This window comes from Janthinobacterium sp. GW822-FHT07H10, assembly GCF_058798675.1.
In genome coordinates this window covers 189613-210498 of the sequence record NZ_JBXAKS010000004.1, presented here as the reverse complement: position 1 = coordinate 210498, position 20886 = coordinate 189613, and the positions used below count along the sequence as shown (strand labels likewise).

General features: G+C 57.4%; 17 protein-coding genes and 2 tRNA genes. 8 read left to right on the top strand and 11 right to left on the bottom strand.

All coding sequences use genetic code 11. From position 1 onward, the window contains the following. The first annotated feature begins 60 nt into the window (after nt 1-60). Both AC1RDJ_RS11565 and AC1RDJ_RS11560 read left to right on the top strand, forming a co-directional pair. Entirely contained in the window at nt 61-1641 is a 1581-nt protein-coding gene (locus AC1RDJ_RS11565; RefSeq protein ID WP_071325059.1) for an isocitrate lyase, read from the top strand. 268 nt (nt 1642-1909) lie between these two features. Beyond that, on the top strand, nt 1910-2542 hold the full coding sequence (locus AC1RDJ_RS11560) for a LysE family translocator (RefSeq protein WP_493027502.1): 633 nt from the start codon (nt 1910-1912) through the stop codon (nt 2540-2542). Nucleotides 2543-2863: 321 nt separating this feature from the next. Here the strand turns inward: AC1RDJ_RS11560 and AC1RDJ_RS11555 are convergent, their stop codons facing one another. The 10 genes from AC1RDJ_RS11555 to acs all read right to left on the bottom strand — a co-directional run bounded on the left by AC1RDJ_RS11555 (nt 2864) and on the right by acs (nt 12770). After that, nucleotides 2864-3166: a DUF3223 domain-containing protein gene (locus AC1RDJ_RS11555; RefSeq protein ID WP_493027501.1), complete on the bottom strand. Its 303-nt coding sequence runs from the start codon at nt 3164-3166 to the stop codon at nt 2864-2866. A 10-nt stretch (nt 3167-3176) separates the two neighbouring features. Then, nucleotides 3177-5012, bottom strand: coding sequence for an AAA family ATPase (locus AC1RDJ_RS11550; RefSeq protein ID WP_493027500.1), 1836 nt, complete (start codon nt 5010-5012; stop codon nt 3177-3179). 52 nt (nt 5013-5064) lie between these two features. After that, nucleotides 5065-5577, bottom strand: a complete 513-nt coding sequence (locus AC1RDJ_RS11545; protein WP_493027499.1) for an ABC-three component system middle component 5 — start codon at nt 5575-5577, stop codon at nt 5065-5067. Beyond that, the gene (locus AC1RDJ_RS11540; RefSeq protein ID WP_493027498.1) at nt 5564-6127 is read right to left on the bottom strand and encodes an ABC-three component system protein; all 564 of its coding nucleotides are present in this window, start codon (nt 6125-6127) and stop codon (nt 5564-5566) included. Before AC1RDJ_RS11540 ends, AC1RDJ_RS11545 begins: the two co-directional genes overlap by 14 nt. 17 nt (nt 6128-6144) lie before the next feature. Continuing rightward, nucleotides 6145-6297, bottom strand: a complete 153-nt coding sequence (locus AC1RDJ_RS11535) for a hypothetical protein (RefSeq protein ID WP_493027497.1) — start codon at nt 6295-6297, stop codon at nt 6145-6147. A gap of 342 nt (nt 6298-6639) precedes the next feature. Beyond that, on the bottom strand, nt 6640-6840 hold the full coding sequence (locus AC1RDJ_RS11530; RefSeq protein ID WP_493027496.1) for a helix-turn-helix transcriptional regulator: 201 nt from the start codon (nt 6838-6840) through the stop codon (nt 6640-6642). 136 nt (nt 6841-6976) lie between these two features. Beyond that, the gene (locus AC1RDJ_RS11525) at nt 6977-7843 is read right to left on the bottom strand and encodes a phage integrase N-terminal domain-containing protein (protein ID WP_493027495.1); all 867 of its coding nucleotides are present in this window, start codon (nt 7841-7843) and stop codon (nt 6977-6979) included. Nucleotides 7844-8959: 1116 nt separating this feature from the next. After that, nucleotides 8960-10222, bottom strand: coding sequence for a tyrosine-type recombinase/integrase (locus tag AC1RDJ_RS11520; protein ID WP_493027494.1), 1263 nt, complete (start codon nt 10220-10222; stop codon nt 8960-8962). A 242-nt stretch (nt 10223-10464) separates the two neighbouring features. Beyond that, nucleotides 10465-10555: transfer RNA gene (locus AC1RDJ_RS11515), tRNA-Ser, on the bottom strand. 208 nt (nt 10556-10763) lie between these two features. After that, on the bottom strand, nt 10764-12770 hold the full coding sequence (gene acs / locus AC1RDJ_RS11510; protein ID WP_493027493.1) for an acetate--CoA ligase: 2007 nt from the start codon (nt 12768-12770) through the stop codon (nt 10764-10766). Between the two features lie 308 nt (nt 12771-13078). Here acs and AC1RDJ_RS11505 point away from each other — a divergent pair, with 308 nt between their 5' ends. The 5 genes from AC1RDJ_RS11505 (at nt 13079) to AC1RDJ_RS11485 (ending at nt 18011) form a co-directional block, all read left to right on the top strand. Continuing rightward, nucleotides 13079-13693: a YqhA family protein gene (locus AC1RDJ_RS11505; protein ID WP_493027492.1), complete on the top strand. Its 615-nt coding sequence runs from the start codon at nt 13079-13081 to the stop codon at nt 13691-13693. A gap of 111 nt (nt 13694-13804) precedes the next feature. Then, the gene (locus AC1RDJ_RS11500; protein WP_071325103.1) at nt 13805-15349 is read left to right on the top strand and encodes a fumarate hydratase; all 1545 of its coding nucleotides are present in this window, start codon (nt 13805-13807) and stop codon (nt 15347-15349) included. Between the two features lie 64 nt (nt 15350-15413). Next, nucleotides 15414-16259 (top strand): glutamate racemase, encoded by an 846-nt coding sequence (gene murI / locus AC1RDJ_RS11495; protein WP_493027491.1) that lies wholly within the window; start codon nt 15414-15416, stop codon nt 16257-16259. 133 nt (nt 16260-16392) lie between these two features. Beyond that, nucleotides 16393-16468, top strand: a tRNA-His gene (locus tag AC1RDJ_RS11490). A gap of 181 nt (nt 16469-16649) precedes the next feature. Continuing rightward, entirely contained in the window at nt 16650-18011 is a 1362-nt protein-coding gene (locus tag AC1RDJ_RS11485; RefSeq protein ID WP_493027490.1) for a family 43 glycosylhydrolase, read from the top strand. 10 nt (nt 18012-18021) lie between these two features. On the opposite strand, the gene AC1RDJ_RS11480 is transcribed toward AC1RDJ_RS11485, so the two are convergent. After that, nucleotides 18022-18471, bottom strand: coding sequence for a response regulator (locus AC1RDJ_RS11480; protein WP_493027489.1), 450 nt, complete (start codon nt 18469-18471; stop codon nt 18022-18024). 287 nt (nt 18472-18758) lie between these two features. Here AC1RDJ_RS11480 and AC1RDJ_RS11475 point away from each other — a divergent pair, with 287 nt between their 5' ends. Next, entirely contained in the window at nt 18759-20870 is a 2112-nt protein-coding gene (locus AC1RDJ_RS11475; protein ID WP_493027488.1) for a TonB-dependent receptor family protein, read from the top strand. The last annotated feature ends 16 nt before the right edge of the window (nt 20871-20886 follow it).

Here is a 20886-nt window from a genome sequence, read left to right as displayed (position 1 = left end):
ATCGACAAAGCGGCGCACTCGACGATTTTCTCAAACTTAGTTTTTCTTTAGGAGATACACATGTCCCAATATCAAGACGACATCAAGGCAGTTGCCGGTTTGAAAGACCAACAGGGCAGCGCCTGGAACGCCATCAATCCCGAGTCCGCCGCCCGCATGCGCGCCCAGAACAAGTTCAAGACGGGCCTGGACATCGCCAAGTACACGGCGAAGATCATGCGCAACGACATGGCTGCCTACGATGCGGATCCATCCAAGTACACGCAGTCGCTCGGTTGCTGGCATGGTTTCATCGGTCAACAGAAGATGATCTCGATCAAGAAGCACTTCAACAGCACCGACCGCCGCTACCTCTACCTGTCCGGCTGGATGGTCGCCGCCCTGCGCTCCGAGTTCGGCCCGCTGCCAGACCAGTCCATGCACGAGAAAACCGCCGTCTCAGCCTTGATCAAGGAGCTGTATACCTTCCTGCGCCAGGCCGATGCGCGCGAACTGGGCGGCCTGTTCCGCCAGCTGGACGCGGCCCAGGGTGCTGAAAAACAAGCGATCCAGGCCAAGATCGATGGCCATGTGACCCACGTCGTGCCCATCATCGCCGACATCGATGCCGGTTTCGGCAATGCGGAAGCCACCTATCTGCTGGCGAAACAGTTCATCGAAGCGGGCGCCTGCTGCATCCAGATCGAAAACCAGGTATCCGACGAGAAACAATGCGGCCACCAGGACGGTAAAGTCACGGTGCCGCACGAAGACTTCCTGGCCAAGATCCGCGCCATCCGCTACGCCTTCCTGGAACTGGGCGTGGACGACGGCATCATCGTCGCCCGCACCGACTCGCTGGGCGCCGGCCTGACCAAGCAGATCGCCGTCACCAATGAACCAGGCGACCTGGGCGACCAATACAACTCCTTCCTCGACTGCGAAGAAGTGTCGGCCGACGCGCTGGGCAATGGCGACGTCATCATCAAGCGCGAAGGCAAGCTGCTGCGTCCGAAACGCCTGCCGAGCAACCTGTTCCAGTTCCGCGCCGGTTCCGGCGAAGAGCGTTGCGTGCTCGACTGCATCACCTCGCTGCAAAACGGCGCCGACCTGCTGTGGATCGAAACGGAAAAACCGCATATCGCGCAAATCGGCGGCATGGTCAGCGAAATCCGCAAGGTCATCCCGAACGCCAAGCTGGTGTACAACAACAGCCCGTCGTTCAACTGGACCCTGAACTTCCGCCAGCAGGTGTATGACACCCTGAAGGCCGAAGGCAAGGACGTCTCCGCCTACGAACGCGCCCAGCTGATGAGCGTGGAATACGACCAGACGGAATTGGCGATCACGGCCGACGAAAAGATCCGCACCTTCCAGGCCGACTCGGCCCGCGAAGCCGGCATCTTCCACCACCTGATCACCCTGCCGACCTACCATACGGCAGCCTTGTCGACCGACAACCTGGCCAAGGAATACTTCGGCGACCAGGGCATGCTGGGCTACGTGGCCGGCGTGCAGCGCAAGGAAATCCGCCAGGGAATCGCCTGCGTGAAACATCAAAACATGTCCGGCTCGGACATCGGCGACGACCACAAGGATTACTTCAGCGGCGAAGCGGCGCTGAAGGCGGCCGGTAAAGACAATACGATGAACCAGTTCTGAGTTTTGGGTTTGGCTTCAGAATGAAAAAGCCCGCTTCGGCGGGCTTTTTTGCGTCTGCCGGCCGGTACGTGCAACGCGGCTGGCCGCGGGCATCAGCATCGCTGCCCCGCTGCAAGCACGCCGCGATGGCCATGTCCGACAGGCAACTTTCAGCTGTGCTAATCTTGACTCCCGGGTGAGCACCTTGCGCAGAGACCGCATGCCCGGAAAGCCTGGTCCATGCCGGCGTATCGCCGGGCATGCCATGCATTTCTTCTGGAGATAGCGCGTGCCTGATGTGACAGCCTTGCTGATGTTTGGACTCGTGGCCCTGGGCATGGCGTTGACGCCCGGCCCCAACATGATCTACCTGATTTCCCGCTCCATCAGCCAGGGCCGCCGCGCCGGCTTCATCTCGCTGGGCGGCGTCGCCGTCGGCTTCCTGTTCTACATGCTGTGCGCCGCCTTCGGCATCACCGCCTTGGTGTTTGCCGTGCCCTACGCCTACGATGCACTGCGCTTCGGCGGCGCCGCCTACCTGCTGTACCTGGCCTGGCAAGCCGTCAAGCCAGGCGGACGCTCGGCCTTCGCCGTGCGCGACCTGCCTGTCGATGGACCGCGCAAGCTGTTTCTCATGGGCTTGATCACGAATCTGGCCAATCCCAAGATTGCGGTCATGTACTTGTCGTTGCTGCCGCAGTTCATTACGCCGGGGCATGGGAGTATTTTGGTGCAATCGGTGGTATTAGGTTGCGTGCAGATTTCCATCAGCCTGGTGGTGAATGCGGGAATTGCGGTGATGGCGGGGTCGATTGCGGGATTTTTATCGAGTCGGCCGGGGTGGGTGATGGTGCAGCGGTGGATGATGGGGGGCGTGTTGACGGGGTTGGCGGTGAGGATGGCGGCAGAGGGGCGGAAATAAAAAGGCTGAGGCCGAAAGGGAAGCGAGAGGGGGATTCATATCCTAACTTGAAGCGCAGATAGATTCTTGGATGTCGATGAAAATTAAGATGTGCATACCCCCAAATCTACTCTTTTTTCAGCAGAATTTTTATTTTCAACTTTGAAGTTATTATGCTCCCAATGGGATGTAGGATAGCATGATCGATCGGTTGAGTCCGCGCTCCTCGCAGACATAAATTCTTACCACCTTTTTATTGCGCCCAAAGAAGATGAATAACATGCAACATCTGATTTTTCCAAGTAATGGAAAAATAAATAAGGAATACAGATAGTGGTTACTTTATTTTCTATTGGCTACACAATCCGTCCAGCTGATATCATCGGACAGTCCATTATTTTTATAAATTTGAAAGCCCTTAGATCCTTCCTTTTGAATTAGCAACTGAATTTTTGACACACCAGGTGCCAATTTTGTCGGGTAGTCACTATGACTCTTAAAAAGCTCTAAGCAGAATTCCATATCTTCGCTGCTAATAAAATCACCGATTTGATACTTCGCAACCATTTCCCGCATGTGCTTCGTCAGATCTCCCTTCTTCTCAAAGACATGGTTCCCAATCACTACTCGTATAGCTCTCGACATTTCCATCTCCTTAACGAATCACAATTGATTTCTCATCATGAGAAAACTTCCTACCAACTAAATATTTATCGTTGTCCAACTCTGGCGCCACATTGGTGGTTGTCATAATAACTTGATGAACAACGTTCGTACTACTAGAAGCTTGAGCAATAATCTTCTGAAAATTATAGCTCCGATCAACTTCCATACCGCCATCCTCAATACCATCCAAAATTAATAGACGCGGGTAGCGGAAATACTTATTCTGCAACGACGAGAGCAGCAATGCTAAATGGAATGAATGACGGAGGAATACCATCGAACTTGCAGAAAACTGCTTTTGCCCATCAACTGAAAGTTGATTTGCTCCAAAATCGATATCTACAATATTTGCGTTCGCAAAAACATCTTCCCTATATAAATCAGCCCTCAGGATATTTTTTAAATTGTTTGCAACTGAAAGATATGCCGCTTGATGACGATCAGCCTGTTCCCTGGTTACCGCCTCAATTCGGCCCTTGATCCAATTCAAGTTCGCCTCAACGGTACCAAGTTGAGAAGTTAGCTGCTCCAGAAGATCCGCAAGTTTTTTAAGCTCTAACGCATTCTTAATTTCCTGCTCTTTGGCGCCAATTTCACGTGAAATAGCCTGAACTTGGATCAGCTCTGGCGATCGCCATTGAACTTGGTTTCGTTTAAATTCCGTTTCCAAGGACTTGAGCTGTGCATCTGCTGATGGTAGTTCGCGGTTGATTGAGTCCAACTCTTCCAGTTGTTGAACGCGAATAGCCAACGATTCCTTCAATTGCAGTGCCAATTCATTGCGCATCCGAGCAAGCTGTGAGCGTGCCGAATCTTCCGCCACTGGAGATTTGCACAACGCACATGTTGCCGTTGTATCGGTTTTTGGATCAATTTTTGTGAAACAGCTAGGGCAAACAGAAAATACTGCTCGACCAAGATAGGACTCCGCAACAGCAGACTCCTCTAAACTAAACATTCGATCTTCAAGCTCCTTGAGAAAAAGCTCAGAGTCAGCAATTTCAGCTTCTAGTTCAATCTTCTTCTGCTTCAGCTTGGAAAATTTGGAGTGAGCAGCACTCAGCCTCTCACGAAGTGAATTATCCTCTTTTACAGCGGAAACCTTGGGAGATGGCGAATTATTAACATTGTCGAGCTTTTCTTGAAGCGACCTAATTTCACTTCCTAAATTTTGAATCTGGCTCTCCAGAAAATCTAAAGAAATATGAGTACCAGATTTTCCAAAGGTATTATAGATAGTCCGTATACTAGCTCGCAAAGATGATGATTCTTTGTCAGCCGCAGTCTCGCGCAATTTCAACTCATAAAGCTCTGTTGAATCGATACCCAACAAATAATCACCAACTGCTGATCGAGTAATCGCGCGATCAAAGCGATCAAACCTGAACAAATCGGATGATGGCGTTTCTTGGTCAGAATAAATCAATCGCATCAACTGATGCATAGTGATATTTGATCCGCCCTCTCCTCGCAGTTCAGGAACCTCCATCAACCTAAATAAGACTTGCGAGAAACTTTCCTTCGCATCACTACGTTTGAATGGGAACAACTGCCACATTGCTGGAGTAGCAGCAAGTGCCCTCTCAATCTCGCCCCAGAAAATTGACAGCGGCCGTAACAATTCCATACTCACATGACGCTGCAAAGTGACCACAGCTTCATTGATGCTAACCTGCAAATAAATATCGTCACAAACCTTCGCCATCTCATTAAAGCTGATGGACTCTGAACCTAATGCATAGGCAATGAAACGAATGGATGTGGTTTTTCCCGAACTATTTTCACCAGTGATTACATTAAGCCCTTCATGGAAAGATATGTCCATGACGGATCGCTGATCCTTCGTCACAACTAACCGATTTATTAGAATCGTTGGCTTATACAATGTCATATCGGTACTCAATTAGTTTGGAGCGATGCTTCAATCCATTATCACCATTAGGGCGCATAGCAATCATATCGGACAATACGAACTTACCGACCGTCGTTTGCCGATCCAGGAACCTATCTACAGCCGCAACTAGATCATTTGGCATGTCTGCAGCAGACAGTTTCAAGATTCCTCGTTTAAGATCATCCTCATCAACAAAACCAGCAGCGACTAATCCACTCAAAGCGGATAGAAAAATTGGCTTCATCTTTTCGAATGCTGCCTTATTTCCCAGTGTCTGACGGTACGGATTCTCAGCTTCCTTTGCGGCGGTTCGCATAGACTTAAACTCAGCTGGAAAGGTAAAATGAATTATCTTAGCAGGATAAACCAGAAAGTAATCTGCAATTCGAGCAGCATCAAGCGTTAGCTCGATCTCTTTGCCGCTCGCGGCAATAGCGATGGTTAAAATTCTGATTGCACTATGATACGGGTCTAGTGCTGGATCATATATCAGCATCTGCGTCCCACCTTATATGGCAATTACCTGCCAAAAAATAGACCAACCCTTGAATGTCCATCTTATTCAGCATAAGTGGATTGCTCTCTAGAATTTGCAAGGCAGGAGAGATGACCTTTTCCAACATCGCCGCGTCTACTGCCTCGCGGCTACACTTTGCCTGGATCAACGGCCACACGGACATCTCAAAGTTGACAACGATCTCAGCCATCACAAACGAATAAATCGTCTGGGCTGAACGAGATCCCTGCTGCTTCATGATGGCTTTGTAGGCTGCTTGCTTTCGCAGTAAGGCGATTTTTAGCATGTCCTCTCGACCGGCCACTGTAAGCTTTTCTTCCAATCCACGAACATCTGGGCTGGTCTCATTCGTCAAGAAATGCTCAAGTTTTTCGGTCCAGGCTGTCAGGGTTTGATCAGCAAGAGTCTCAGCAAGATATTGTTCAACAAGCCTTGCCATTGCAGTAGGCTCGCGAGCCGCGTAATAATTGTGGATATCACGGCCAGCAATGTCTCGCCCTGCCGCATTCTCACGAATGGTGGTGTTCACGCCGAAAATCTAAACGTTCACTTCTTGTGGATGTCGCGGCCAGCGATATCACCACGAGTTGTGTTTCCTTTAATTGTAGTAGTGTTTTTCGAGTTATCGAAGATCATTTTCAATGTCCAACCACCAGCCAAGCCAGCAATAAACGAGGCGATCTGGGTCCAGTATTCCATTGTATTTTTCCCTAATTTTGTATGTGTATGGCAACGCCACTGTAGCAGTGTTTATCAAAAAAATAAACCTTTGCAAAATATGACGTTGATCTAGCCTCATATTTCTGAGTCCAAGTCGACACAATGCCGCTACCAAAACAACATCATGGGTTTCGGAAACACCTAGTTTCTGCAAAATGCCATCCTGAACCAATTATTCTAGCTACTGAAAAAATTAAAATTCGATCACTTTTCCGGTTCAGAGGCCTCAACCTGATCAACAGTCGCGAGATGCCCGGGAAGGGTCGTCAACAATTCAATTTGACAGGCAACTATGCTTTAACAAAATGGTCATACTCACCGTTAGCCGATCCCACGGCTGGAATCAATGCAGCGCTGCTGCCATTGAGCGATCTCCTCCGAGTCCCAGGCGACAGACTTGGGACCGATGGAAATAGGCGCTGGCAACACGCCTGCCTTCACCTTGCGCCAGATTGTGGCGCGGGACCAGCCGGTAGCCTCGATTACCGCAGGCAAGCGGAGGAATTTTTTAGTAGTGGTCATAAGATTCTCCTTCGATTGATGAACAGCAAACAATGGAGAGTCATGCCGACTCTCCGCGATCGTTCCGGCAGCGCCAGGGCTGCACTCCTTACATATCTTCCGCTCCATGCGCTGCGTCCCTGATACAAGTGAGCGGTCATCTGCCCAGATAGATGGAAGTGACCTGTTCACGTCCATGTCCCATCTCCGCCGAAATCTTCAGCCGCGCAGCTTGATCTGCGAGTTTTTGCGAAGCATCCAGCTGCCTCGACGTCGGGCCGCCACTGGCTGGACTAGGTCGGCCAGTCAGCTCGGCATAGCGCCGCTGCGCGTACTCATGGCGCAGCCCATGCACGCCATGGATGCCAGCCTTGTCGCACTGCGCACGAAAGCGGTTCAACTGATCCCGATACCGCAACTGCGCCGGAATCAAGCTGCCTTTTCCGGCCAGCGCCTTGGCCGCTTCCAGCACGGCGCGCTGCTGTGTCGTGGCAATCGGCACCTCCCGGTACTTGCCGCCCTTGGTCCAGCTATCCTGCAGCCGTATGATGTTCCCGCCATCGGCCCATCCCGGCTTGATCTTGATACTTTCCTCGCGCCGCAAACCAAACGCCGCCTGCAACTGCAGGGACATGCGCGTATACGGATCATTCACGCGGGCCAGCGTGTCGGCGTCGAGCACCTTCGCCTTCGAGACGTTGGTGACAAACACCCGCTCCGCGATGCCGTATTCGCCGTTGGTGCGCGCAATGATGTTTTCCTTGCCGATCTTCTCGGCCCACCAGCGCAGGGCGCTCATGCGATTCTTGATCGTTCCGGTACTGACACCATCCTGTTTCCACTTGCCGAGCAGCGCCGCCACATGCTTTGGTTTCAGACTGTCCACGCTCATATGCTGGAAGCCCCGTTCCGCCAGGTCGTTGGCGCACAGGTTTAATAAACGTTCGCGGTCGGCCTGCGTCGCAAAACTGCCATCCCGGTTGCGGTGACACAGTTGCTTGAGCTGGTAGTTCAGGTCGCGCATGGCAAAGTCATCCTTTCGATCCTTGGTTTTCACATCGATGCAGCGTGGTGTAATCCTGTCAGGTAAGTGTTTCTGGCCACCCTCACTGCCTCGGCAGAAAAGGTTGAATCAAGGACCTCGGGACACCACTCCCGTGTATGCGGTTGCTGTTAATGCCTGCCCGCGCCGCATGCGCGTGTGGCACCGCTGCGCGCTCCCGGAGGGAGCTGCCGCAGCGGGGACCAATCACCCAGGGTCCATGGAGTGCACATCGTGCACGGATCAACTTCAACTAATCAGCCCGTAGCGGGCGAAGGAAATCGCAAGGCTAGCCTGCGATGGAGAGGCATCTGGCCTCGTCACTGAGCACCGTCACGCGGATGCTCTGTACTTGCCGCCTGGGCCTATGCCGTCGGCGGCGCGTCGTCACTGGCAGCACGCCGCCAGTAACGACGCGCGCACGTAGCCATGGCATGTGACGGCATGCATGCCAGCATCGCACTCGCGGTGACGATACTGGCGACTCTGAAGCACACGCGCTGGCGGCAGCCGCGATAGCATCGCATCGCTGGCATTTCTGCTGACGGTGCGGCTTGCGGCAAAGCCATGCTGTGCTTCATACGGTGCGCTACCTCGCGGGGCATGCGAACCAATCGGGGCAGGAGTCTTGCTCCTGTTTGAGGAAGCGCCCATCGGGCGCAATCATCCAGGCAATCCGACTTGCGGATTGTGGGATATGAAGACGCTGAAGGCAGCGCTTTATCGTGCCGAGATGTGCATGCTTCTGCATGGCCCGGCGATATATCTAGCAGAAACTGCTAAGTATCATGGTGGCGGGTGACGACCGCAACGCCTATGCCGCTAAGCATAGGGACATGCTCGATGCATGCCCTCGTGGGAGCGATTCCCACATAAGAGAGCTTCATTCTATGCCTGATATCGACGTTTGCAAGTGGTTCGTTTCGTCAAGTGCGCTTTTCGTAGTACGCAGAATTGGGACCGGCGCGGACTGGGCTGCTGCTACTGGCATTGACCGGCAGCGTTGCAGCCGGGACAAAGGCTCCGATAGCTAGTTTATGTAATTTTTCCTTGGAAGCGGTCTGCTTGATAAGCGCATCCGTGAGGCGCAGTACATACTCAGACATGGTGCCTGGGCGTCTGCGGCGGCGCTCCCTTGCCGCTGACGGCATCGATGTAGTCGGCCCAATCCTGCATCATCTTGCGCCGTTCGGCCAGGAACTGCGCCCGGTCATAGGCACTGGCCACCTTGTCCTTCGGCGCATGTGCCAATTGCCGATCCACGACTTCATGCCGGTAGCCAAGGCGCTCCTTGATGGTGCTCATGGCAAGCGCCCGGAAGCCATGGCCGGTCATCTTGCCCTTGTATCCCATGCGTCCAAGCGCCACCAGTATCGTGTTATTGCTGATCGGCTTTTCGTGGTCACGCTGATTCGGGAACAGGTACCTGCTGCGGCCCGTGATCGCATGCAGTTCACACAGCAGCTCCAGCACCTGGCGCGACAGGCATACATGATGGTTGGTCATATCCGGATTGACGGTCAGCTTGCCGCGCTTCATGCGCTGCCATGGAATGATCCACTCGCCGCGCTCCAGGTCAATTTCACTCCAGGGCGTTTCGATCAACTCGCTGGTGCGCACAAAGCACAGCAGCATCAGCCGCAGCGCAATGCGGGTCGGCGCAAACATGCGTGCTTCGTTGCGGTCCAGAATGGCCAGAAACTGCGGTAGTTCGTCAGCGTTGATAGCGGCGAAGTGTCCGGCGCGGACGGTCTTCAACACATCCTTCATATCGGTGACCAGATTACTCTCTGTGAATCCGCATTGAATCGCGTAGCTGAAAATTGACGCACATACCGCTTTCTGGCGATGGGCGATTTCGCTTGCGCCGCGCTCCTCGATCTTACGCAGTGCAGCGATTACATCGAGGTGCTTGAGTTCATCGATGGGCCTGCGGCCAATGGCCGGGAAGATATCTGCCTCCAGCCGTTGCAGGACGTTCTTGGCGGTGCGCTCGCTCCAGGTCGGCACCTTGTTGGCGTGCCACTCGCGGGCAATCTTTTCAAATGTGTTGGCGGCGCGCTCCTTCAATCGCCGCTTGGCGTCATCGCGGTGCTTGCCGGGATCGATCCCTTGCAGAATCAGGCGGCGGGTCTCCAGGCGCTTTTCGCGAGCATGCTGCAGCGTGATTTCCGGATATGGGCCGAATGTCAGCAGGTTGTCCTTGCCGTTGGCCTGTCGGAACTTGAAGCGCCAGATGCGCGAACCGCTTGGTGTCACCTCGATGTACAAGCCGTCGCCATCAAACAGTTTGTACAACTTCTCGCGTGGCTTGGCGTTCCTGATACGAGCGTCAGTCAGCGGAGCAATGATCTTGGGCATGATGCACCTCCACGTCAACGTGTTGAAAGAACACTATAGACAAGATGGTGCAAATTAAAAGAGTAGACGATCAAGGGTATGCCGCCGATTCCACATCACCTACCCTAAAAAAAGCGCGATGCATTGAAATGGGCTGACACGACCTGAGACGCCGAAAAACGAAAAAACCGCTTAGAATCAAGGCTCTAAGCGGTTTTTGAGGGACTTCCTGAGACGTCCTGATCTTACTTAATTACTATCCGTGGCGGAGAGAGGGGGATTCGAACCCCCGATAGGCTATGAACCTATACACGCTTTCCAGGCGTGCGACTTCAACCACTCATCCACCTCTCCTGCAGGCAATGCGTCTACTTGCTCGCATTGCGTACTATTTCTCGCTTGTCGCGAAGCCGCAGATTATAGCAAAGATTCTACGGACTGCCAAAGTTATTTACCGTGGGGTAAAAGTAGCGCGTACAGCAAGCTGGCAATGGCTGAGGCAGACCCGGCGGGGGCCTGCTCCCCAGTGGGGCGCAGGCCGATCCCGACGGGACTGGCCTTCTTAAGACGCTTCCTTCAACTGCTCCAAGATGGCCGGGTTTTCCAGGGTCGAGACGTCTTGCGTGATCGTCTCGCCCTTGGCCAGCACGCGCAGCAGGCGGCGCATGATTTTGCCGGAGCGGGTTTTCGGCAGGTTGTCGCCGAAACGGATTTCCTTCGGCTTGGCGATCGGGCCGATTTCCTTGCCGACCCAGTTGCGCAGCTCCAGGGCCAGCTTCTTCGCTTCCTCGCCGGTCGGACGCGCTTGCTTGAGCACCACGAAGGCGCAGATCGATTCGCCGGTCGTGTCGTCCGGGCGGCCGACTACCGCCGCTTCGGCCACCAGCGGGTTGGCCACCAGGGCCGATTCGATTTCCATCGTGCCCATGCGGTGGCCCGACACGTTCAGCACGTCATCGATGCGGCCCGTGATGGTGAAATAGCCCGTATCCTTGTTGCGGATGGCGCCGTCGCCTGCCAGGTACATCTTGCCGCCCAGCTCTTCCGGGAAGTAGCTGGACTTGAAACGCTCGGGGTTGTTCCAGATCGTGCGGATCATCGATGGCCATGGGCGCTTCACCACGAGGATGCCGCCCTGGCCGTTCGGCACGTCCTGGCCCGCTTCGTCGACGATGGCGGCCATGATGCCCGGCAATGGCAGGGTGCAGGAACCGGGGACCATCGGCGTCGCGCCTGGCAGCGGGGTGATCATGTGGCCACCCGTTTCCGTTTGCCAGAAGGTATCGACGATCGGGCATTTCTCGCCGCCGATGTTCTTGTAGTACCACATCCACGCTTCCGGATTGATCGGCTCGCCGACGGAGCCCAGCAGGCGCAAGCTGGTCAAGTCGTAGTTGCTTGGATGCACTTTCGGATCGACGTCGGCCGCCTTGATCAGCGAACGGATGGCCGTGGGGGCTGTGTAGAAAATGCTGACCTTGTGCTTCTTGATGGTTTCCCAGAAACGGCCCGCGTTCGGGTAGGTCGGGATGCCTTCAAACACCACTTGCGTGGCGCCCACGGCCATCGGGCCGTACGCGATGTAGCTGTGGCCCGTCACCCAGCCGATGTCGGCCGTGCACCAGAAGACGTCGTCGGGCTTGATGTCGAAGCTCCACTTCATCGTCAGCGCGGCCCACAGCAGGTAGCCGCCGCTCGAGTGCTGCACGCCCTTCGGCGTGCCGGTCGAGCCGGAGGTATACAAGATGAACAGTGGATGCTCGGCATCGACCCATTCCGGCTCGCATTGCGCGCTCTGGCCTTCGACCAGGTCGTGCAGCCACGTGTCACGGCCGGCCACCATCGGCAAGTCGCTGCCCGTGCGCTTGTACACGATGACGTTCTTCACGGAATCGCAGCCGCCCAGCGCCAGCGCTTCGTCGACGATGGCTTTCAGCGGCAGTTTCTTGCCGCCACGCAATTGCTCGTCGCCCGTGATGACGGCCACGGCGCCCGCGTCGATGATGCGTTCCTGCAAGGATTTCGCGGAAAAGCCGCCGAAGACGACGGAGTGCGTGGCGCCGATGCGCGCGCAGGCTTGCATGGCGGCAACGCCTTCGACGGACATCGACATATAGATGATGACGCGATCACCTTTGCTAATACCTTTGGCTTTCAGGCCATTGGCAAATTTGCACACCTGGGCGTGCAATTCCGTGTAGCTGGCCTTGGTGACGGTGCCGTCGTCCGCTTCGAAGATGATGGCCGTCTTGTCGCCCAGGCCATTTTCGATGTTGCGGTCGAGGCAGTTGTACGACACGTTGAGCTGGCCGTCTTCAAACCATTTGTAGAATGGGGCGTTGTCTTCGTTCAGGGTGCGGGTGAACGGCTTCTTCCAGCTCAGGTTTTCGCGCGCCAGCTTGGCCCAGAAGCCTTCGTAGTCGCGCTCGGCGTCGGCCACCATGGCGCGGTAGGCGTCCATGCCGGAAATCGTTGCCTGCGCGGCAAACGCTGCCGATGGGTTAAATACGCGCGACTCTTCTGGTCCCTGCTGTTCCGTGCCCTGCCCTTGGTTTTCTGTACCGGCCATGCTTGTCTCCAGTGTAGTAATTGTTTGCTAACACGATAAGCGCCCTGTCTTACGGACGCCTTACATTGCGCGTTTTATGCTGCGTTTTGCTCTGTCCATACTAACCATAAGCGCCTTCGGCAATAGGAGTCAAGGGGACGCCGTACAGTATTTTCGCTGGGAAAATGCCTGTTGCGCCGAAGGTTCAATACCACTTTGTATTTCATCAAACCCAATAATCCAGAGCAAGGCCATGCGCAGTGATCGGTAGCAAGTGTAAAATGTCGGGCATGCCAAAAATTGGTATTTACTCCCCCAGGAACCTCCACATGATCGACCACCTACCACCGTCTGCCAAACATACCAAGCTGCGCCCACTGTCCGCCTTCATCTTCATGTCGCGCTGGCTGCAGTTGCCGCTGTACCTGGGCCTGATCCTCGCACAATGCGTGTATGTATTCCATTTCTGGGTGGAATTGTCCGACCTTATCGGCGCCGTGTTCGGCAATGATGCCGCCTTGCAGCACGTGCTGACGGCCGTTGCCGTGCCGGGCAGCGCCCTGCCGACCAAGCTCAACGAAGCGACCATCATGCTGGTGGTATTAGGCCTGATCGACGTGGTCATGATTTCGAACCTGCTGATCATGGTCATTATTGGCGGCTACGAAACCTTCGTTTCGCGCATGCACCTCGATGACCACCCAGACCAGCCGGAATGGTTGTCGCATGTAAATGCTTCCGTGCTGAAGACGAAATTAGCGATGGCCATCATCGGCATCTCGTCCATCCACCTGTTGAAGACGTTTATCAACGCCAACTCGTACAAGATCGAAGTGATCATCGCGCAAACGGTGATCCACATGGTCTTCATCCTGTCGGCGATGGCGATTGCCTACACGGACCGCATCATGACGGTCACGCAAACCCAGGCACGCAACCATTGACCCATAAGCCCATGACGGCCGGCGGCCGTCGTGGGCCTTGTCACTCCGATGCAGTAACCGATGCAGTAATTAGTAAAGAGTCTTACCCTTCTTATCTACCGCGAGAACACCATGACTGTCATAAAGCAAGAAGACCTGATCGAATCCGTCGCCGCAGCGTTGCAGTACATTAGCTACTACCACCCTGCAGATTACATCGAGCACCTGGCGCGCGCCTACGCGGCCGAGCAAAGCCCGGCGGCAAAAGATGCGATCGCGCAAATCCTGACCAACTCGCGCATGTGCGCGGAAGGCAAGCGTCCTATCTGCCAGGACACGGGTATCGTCAACGTCTTCCTGAAAATCGGCATGGGCGTGCGCTTCGAAGGTTTTAGCGGCACGGTCACCGACGCCGTCAACGAAGGCGTGCGCCGCGCGTACAACTTCGACGACAACAAGCTGCGCGCCTCCATCGTGGCCGACCCGCATTTCGACCGCAAGAACACCAAGGACAACACGCCAGCCGTCGTGCACATGGAACTGGTCGAAGGCAATACCGTCGACGTGAAAGTCGCTGCCAAGGGCGGCGGCTCGGAAAACAAATCCAAGATGATCATGATGAACCCGTCCGATTCGCTGGTGGACTGGGTCATGAAGACCGTGCCGACCATGGGCGCCGGCTGGTGTCCGCCTGGCATGCTGGGTATCGGCATCGGCGGCACGGCCGAAAAAGCCATGCTGATGGCGAAGGAAGTGTTGATGGAAGACATCGACATGTTTGAGCTGAAACAACGCGGCCCGCAAAACAAGCTGGAAGAATTGCGTATCGAGCTGTGCGACAAGATCAACTCGCTGGGCATCGGCGCGCAAGGCCTGGGCGGCCTGACGACCGTGCTTGACGTAAAAATCATGATGCACCCGACGCACGCCGCGTCGAAGCCCGTCGCCATGATCCCGAACTGCGCCGCCACGCGCCACGGCCACTTCGTACTCGACGGCTCGGGTCCGGCCTACATGGAACCGCCATCGCTGTCGTCGTGGCCGGAAGTGCACTGGACGCCGGACACGGAAAAATCCAAGCGCGTCGACCTCAACACGCTGACGAAAGAAGAAGTCGCTTCGTGGACGCCGGGCCAGACCTTGCTGTTGAACGGCAAGATGCTGACGGGCCGCGACGCCGCGCACAAGCGCATCCAGGACATGCTGGCCAAGGGCGAGGAATTGCCCGTCGACTTCAAGAACCGCGTCATCTACTACGTCGGCCCGGTCGATCCCGTGCGCGACGAAGCCGTCGGCCCGGCCGGTCCGACCACGGCCACGCGCATGGACAAGTTCACCGACATGATGCTGGAAAAAACCGGCCTGATCGCCATGATCGGCAAGGCCGAGCGCGGCCCCGTCGCCATCGAATCGATCCAGAAGCACCAGTCGGCTTACCTGATGGCCGTCGGCGGCGCCGCCTACCTGGTGTCGAAAGCCATCAAGCACGCCAAGGTGCTGGGCTTTGCCGACATGGGCATGGAAGCCATCTACGAATTCGACGTCGTCGACATGCCGGTGACGGTGGCCGTGGATGCGAAAGGTACTTCGGTGCACAACACGGGTCCGAAGGAATGGCAGGCGAAGATCGAGCAGCTCAATAGCAGCGTCAGCCAGATCCCCGTGACGGTCGCTTAAACAGGCACTACCCTACGCCGCGCGGCAATACCAGCGCGGCGTTTTTCATCCTCTTCGGTTTCCTATGACTTCTACTGCAAGCAATGCCCACGCCAGCGCCCCCATCGGCATTTTTGATTCCGGCGTGGGCGGCCTGTCCGTGCTGCGCCATATCCGCGCGCAGCTGCCGCAGGAAGACCTGATCTACGTTGCCGATTCCGGCTACGCGCCGTATGGCGACAAGACGGAGCAGCAGGTCGTCGACCGCTCGCTGGCGATTGCCGCGTATTTGCTCGGGCATGGCGTCAAGGCGCTGGTGGTCGCCTGCAACACGGCCACCATCGCCGCCATCAAGGCCTTGCGCGCGCGCTACCCGGAACTGCCCATCGTCGGCGTCGAGCCGGGCCTGAAACCGGCGGCGGCCATCAGCCGCAATGGCAAGATCGGCGTGCTGGCCACCGAGCGCACCTTGCGCGGCGACAAGCTGCTGGCCCTGCGCGAGCAGGTCAGTGCCGCCACGGGCGCCACGTTCATCCTGCAACCGTGCATCGGCCTGGCCGACCGCATCGAACAGTGCGAGCTGGGCAACGACCCGCTGGACGCCACCAGCGCCATGCTGGAGCGCTACATCGCGCCCGTGCTGGCGCAAGGCGTCGACACATTGGTGCTCGGCTGCACGCACTACCTGTTCGTGCAGGACACTATCGAACGCACGGTGCGCGCGCATACGTCGCAACAGATCACCCTGGTCGACACCGGGGAGGCCGTGGCACGCCAGCTGACCCGCTTGCTCGACGCGGCAAGCTTGCGCCGCACCGGCAACGATGCGCCGCAGCTGCAGGGGTACACGACGGCCACGGTCGAGTCGCTGGCGCAAGCCTTCGCCGGTTTGCTGGACTTGCACCCGCCCGTCACCCACCTGTCCGTGTGAGGGAAATCGGGCGTTTTCAGGCAATCTTTCGATTCTTTAAAAAAGACTGCATTTAGATTTGCCACTTTGCCGAGTTCTTTGTATAATTCGGCACCTGTTCAGCAAAACAGCTAAACAGGTAAGTAAGACAGTGGTGGCTGTAGCTCAGTTGGTAGAGTCCAGGATTGTGATTCCTGTTGTCGTGGGTTCGAGCCCCATCAGCCACCCCACAGAATAATGAAGAGCCCGGTTTTCGAACCGGGCTTTTTCTATTCCGGCGCCGCTTTTCTTCATTCTCCGATACCGGCTCCGGTATCGCTTCCCGTAAAAAATTCATTAGTGCAAATTTGACCATCGCCCTACTCTGGCTTGCGGCCTGGACCGCCCTATAAAAACAGCACGGAGACAACGATGAAGCAAATCCTGGCAGCACTCTGCCTGATGTTCTGCGCCCACGCGGCGCAAGCGATCAACCTGACGGGCGTGCCGAACGCACACGACCCCGGCACCCTGAGCCGCGATGGCGACACATATTTCAACTTCACCACCGGCACGGGCATCTGGTATTCCAGCTCGACGGACCTGCTGAACTGGTCGGCCGGCCCCGCGCCCGTGTTCAGCACGCCACCGGCCTGGATCGCCAATAAAATTCCCAACTTCAGCGGTTCGTACTGGGCGCCCGACGTGATCCACATGAACGGCTACTATTATCTGTATTACTCGGTATCCACCTTCGGCACCTCCGTGTCGGCCATCGGCGTGGCCCGCTCGGCCTCGCTGAAGAACCCGAACTGGACGGACCTGGGCATCGTCGTGCAATCGTATGGGGGCGGCGCGGAAATCAACGCCATCGACCCGGCCCTGTTCCGCGACCATGACGGCAAGGTCTATATGTCGTATGGCTCGTTTTTTGGCGGCATCGGCGTGGCCGAGATCAACCAGGCGACGGGCAAGACGGCGGGCAACGTCACCACCATCCTCGGCGGTGGCGGCAAGGATATCGAAGCGCCCTACATCGCGCGCGATGGCGAGTATTACTATCTGTTCGTCAACCGCGGCAAATGCTGCCAGGGCGCGGCCAGCACGTATTACGTGGAAGTGCAGCGCGCCACCAGCGTGACGGGGCCGTACAGCGGCACGCGCACGGTCTTGCCGAATCTCGATGGCAAATACAAGGGACCGGGCCATATCGGCGTGCTCAAGCAGGATGGCTGCAACTACGCCTCCATCCACTATTACGACGTCAACGACAACGGCGCGGCCAAGCTCGACATATTAAAGATGACGTACAGCGGCGGCTGGCCCAGCCTGACGCGCAATTTTGCGCTCGCCAGCTGCGGCGGCATCTCGGACGGCCCCACGGTGCTGCGCTCGCGCCTGAGCGGCAAGGCGCTGGCCGTGGCCGGCGCCGGCACGGCGAACGGCGCGCTGGTGCAGCAGCAAACCTATACGGGAGGGAAACACCAGCAATGGTATGTGGTGGGACATGGCGATGGCTATTACAGCCTGATCAACGCGAACAGCCTGCTGGGCCTGGATGACTACAACAACTCGACCACGGCCGGCACCAACATCGCGCAATGGAGTTATTGGGGCGGACTGGGCCAGCAGTGGCGCTTCGCCAGCCCGGCGGCCGGCTACCAGACGATCACGAACCGCTACAGCAACCTGACCCTGGACGTGCTGAACCTGAGCACGGCGGAAAATGCGCAGATCATCCAGTGGAACCTGACCAATGCGAACAACCAGCAGTGGTCGCTGAGTCCGCCATAAAGCGAGGAAACTAGCCCGCCAGCACCGACTGCACTGTCGTCGCCAGGTCTTCCATGCGCACGGGTTTCACGAGGAAGTGGCGAAAGCCCACGGCCAGCGCGTCGTCCATGTACATGGGCAGGCTGTGGCCGGTGACGGCGATCAGCACGGCGTGGGCCGTTTCCGGATTGTTGTGCAGGCGGCGGCCGATCTCGATGCCGCTGATGCCTGGCATCTCGATGTCGAGGTAGACGGCGTCGGGCACGCACAGCTTGACTTGCTCGACGGCCATCTGCCAGTTGCGCACCACCACCGCGTGGTGGCCCAGCGCTTCGAGCAGCATGGCCAGCGATTCGCCCACTTCCTGGTTGTCGTCGACCACCAGCAGATTCAATTTGCGCGCGGCGGCGGCCGGCTGCTCGCCCTGGCGGCGCTCCACAGGCGAGTTGCCCGGCGCCTGGTGTTCAGTTGTCTGGCTCATTGTTCGTTCACGTCTGACGGCTGCAAAGACGGCAGTATACAAGAAGCGCGCCCAATGCCGCCGCACCCCAGCACTGTAGCCAGGCGGCAATCCGGACGTCCGCTGTACCGCCCCAACAACACTTCAGCGCCCTGGCATGGGCAAAGGCGGCGCTACGCAGTTTGCGCAATTGACGGATAAAATGAGAATCATTATCATTCTTATCCCCTTGCGCCGGATGCCCACGCCACGATGTTGTCGCGCCGCCTTACCGAACGCGCCAACATTGTCATTACGGAGATCCATGCATGGCCGCCATACATTCCCCCCTGCCTTTTTCGCTGCGCCCGTGCGCGCTGGCCATCGCCCTCGCCTGCCTGGGCGCCCCGCTGGCGGCACAGGCACAGCAAGCGAACACGGCCGACAATGCCGGCCCCATCCTCGAAACGATACAGGTCAGCAGCAACCTGCTGGGCACCAGCATGGCCGCCAGCACGAAGAATTTCGCCGGCGCCCGCACGGTGGTGCAGAAGGACGATATCGAGAACTCGGGCGCGGCCAGCCTCAGCGACGTCATGCGCCGCATTCCCGGCGTGCAGATCAGCGATAACTCGGGCAGCGCCGGCAGTGCCATCTCCCTGAACATCGGCGTGCGCGGCCTGGCCGGGCGCTATTCGCCGCGCAGCACGGTCTTGCTCGACGGCATCCCCATGTCGGTGGCGCCGTATGGCCAGCCGCAACTGTCGTTCGCCCCCGTCAGCCTGGCCAATGTCGAGACGGTCGACGTGGTGCGCGGCGGCGGCGCCGTGCGCTTCGGCCCGCAAAACGTGGGCGGCATCATCAACTTCAAGACGCGCCGCGTGCCCACCACGCCGGGCGTCACGGGCGACGCCACCGTGCGCTACAACTCGTACAGCGAAGTGGGCCACAACACGCAGGCCAGCGTCTTTGCCGGCACCCAGCTCGACAGCGGCCTGGGCCTGGCCGTGCTGTACTCGGGCATCCGCGGCAGCGACTGGCGCGTGGGCAGCGATGAAAAAGTCAACGACTTCGCCCTGAAGCTGCGCTACGACCTGAGCCCGACGGCCGAGGTATACGCCAAGCTGTCCTACTACGACGTGACGTCGCGCACGCCGGGCGGCCTGACGGCGGCCCAGTACAGGCAGGACCCGTTCCAGAACACGCGCCCCACGGACTTCTGGAGCGGCGAGCGCAAGGCCTTCGACATCGGCTACCTGAACGCCATTTCCAGCACGCAGGAAGTGGAAGTGCGCGCCTATTACAACAAGAGCTCGCGCGAAAGCACCCTGATCAACGCGAACCGCACGGGCCTGGGTCACCAGCCGCGCAACTACGAGACGACGGCCATCGAGCCGCGCTACACGCAGCGCTTCATCACGGGCAAGGTATCGCAGGACGTCACCGTCGGCTACCGCTACCTGGCCGAGCGGGCCGATGAAACCATCTACAACGTCGTCATCGCCAGCGGCCTGCAGCAAAAGCCGACGCGCTTCGCGAACAACGCCACCGATGCGCAAGCCGTGTATATCGACGACAAGATCGCCATCGGCGCGTGGCGCATCACGCCTGGCGTGCGCTATGAGCACATCAAGACGGAGCGCTTCAACCACTTGCCGACCGACCAGAAGATCGAGTTGCTCAACAACAAGGCCCTGCCCTCGCTGAACGTGGCTTACTTGCTCAACAACAACGTGACCCTGTTCGGCAACTACAACAGCTCGTTTGGCGCCGTGCAAAATACGCAGCTCAATGCGCAGTCGGACAAGAATCCGCTGCAACCCGAACTGGCGAAAACGGCCGAGCTGGGCGCGCGCTGGAAAAGCGGCCAGCTGTCGGCAGAAGCGACCTTGTTCAACATCAAGTTCGACAACCAGATCCAGTCCGTCGGCAGCGGCGACAGCGCCGTCTTCTACAACGTGGGCGCCACGCACCACCGTGGCCTGGAATCGGCGCTCGACTACCACTTCGACAAGTCCGGCCCGCTGGCCGGCTTGAACGCCTACGTCACCTACACCTACACCAAGGCCACCTTGCAGGATGGCGCAAACGCGGGCAACGACGTGCCGTTCTACTCGCGCAACACGGATACCGTCGGCGCCCACTACCAGCTGGGCGCGTGGGGCTTCGACCTGTCGAGCAGCCACCAGAGCCGCCAGTTCGCCGATGAAGCCAATACGGTGGCGGAAAACGCGGCGGGCAACCTGGGCGTCATTCCTGGCTACCGCACGTGGAATATGCAGGCGAAGTGGAAAGTGCCGGGCCAGGCTGGCCTGGAACTGGTCGCCGGCGTGAATAATCTGAGCGACAAGCGCTACTTCACGCGCACGTCGGACGGCAACCTCGGCAAGATGGTGGGCGCGCCGCGCATGGTCTACCTGCAAGGCCGCCTGGCGTTCTGATGTCCTGATACCCGCG

What these genes read in the sequence shown, in the direction of transcription:
- acs (WP_493027493.1), bottom strand. Translation starts at nt 12,770, where the DNA reads ATGGCCGGTACAGAAAACCAAGGGCAGGGCACGGAACAGCAGGGACCA.
- AC1RDJ_RS11485 (WP_493027490.1), top strand. Translation starts at nt 16,650, where the DNA reads ATGAAGCAAATCCTGGCAGCACTCTGCCTGATGTTCTGCGCCCACGCG.
- AC1RDJ_RS11480 (WP_493027489.1), bottom strand. Translation starts at nt 18,471, where the DNA reads ATGAGCCAGACAACTGAACACCAGGCGCCGGGCAACTCGCCTGTGGAG.
- AC1RDJ_RS11545 (WP_493027499.1), bottom strand. Translation starts at nt 5,577, where the DNA reads ATGCTGATATATGATCCAGCACTAGACCCGTATCATAGTGCAATCAGA.
- AC1RDJ_RS11475 (WP_493027488.1), top strand. Translation starts at nt 18,759, where the DNA reads ATGGCCGCCATACATTCCCCCCTGCCTTTTTCGCTGCGCCCGTGCGCG.
- AC1RDJ_RS11555 (WP_493027501.1), bottom strand. Translation starts at nt 3,166, where the DNA reads ATGTCGAGAGCTATACGAGTAGTGATTGGGAACCATGTCTTTGAGAAG.
- AC1RDJ_RS11525 (WP_493027495.1), bottom strand. Translation starts at nt 7,843, where the DNA reads ATGCGCGACCTGAACTACCAGCTCAAGCAACTGTGTCACCGCAACCGG.
- murI (WP_493027491.1), top strand. Translation starts at nt 15,414, where the DNA reads ATGACTTCTACTGCAAGCAATGCCCACGCCAGCGCCCCCATCGGCATT.
- AC1RDJ_RS11535 (WP_493027497.1), bottom strand. Translation starts at nt 6,297, where the DNA reads ATGGAATACTGGACCCAGATCGCCTCGTTTATTGCTGGCTTGGCTGGT.
- AC1RDJ_RS11520 (WP_493027494.1), bottom strand. Translation starts at nt 10,222, where the DNA reads ATGCCCAAGATCATTGCTCCGCTGACTGACGCTCGTATCAGGAACGCC.
- AC1RDJ_RS11500 (WP_071325103.1), top strand. Translation starts at nt 13,805, where the DNA reads ATGACTGTCATAAAGCAAGAAGACCTGATCGAATCCGTCGCCGCAGCG.
- AC1RDJ_RS11505 (WP_493027492.1), top strand. Translation starts at nt 13,079, where the DNA reads ATGATCGACCACCTACCACCGTCTGCCAAACATACCAAGCTGCGCCCA.
- AC1RDJ_RS11550 (WP_493027500.1), bottom strand. Translation starts at nt 5,012, where the DNA reads ATGGACATATCTTTCCATGAAGGGCTTAATGTAATCACTGGTGAAAAT.
- AC1RDJ_RS11565 (WP_071325059.1), top strand. Translation starts at nt 61, where the DNA reads ATGTCCCAATATCAAGACGACATCAAGGCAGTTGCCGGTTTGAAAGAC.
- AC1RDJ_RS11530 (WP_493027496.1), bottom strand. Translation starts at nt 6,840, where the DNA reads ATGACCACTACTAAAAAATTCCTCCGCTTGCCTGCGGTAATCGAGGCT.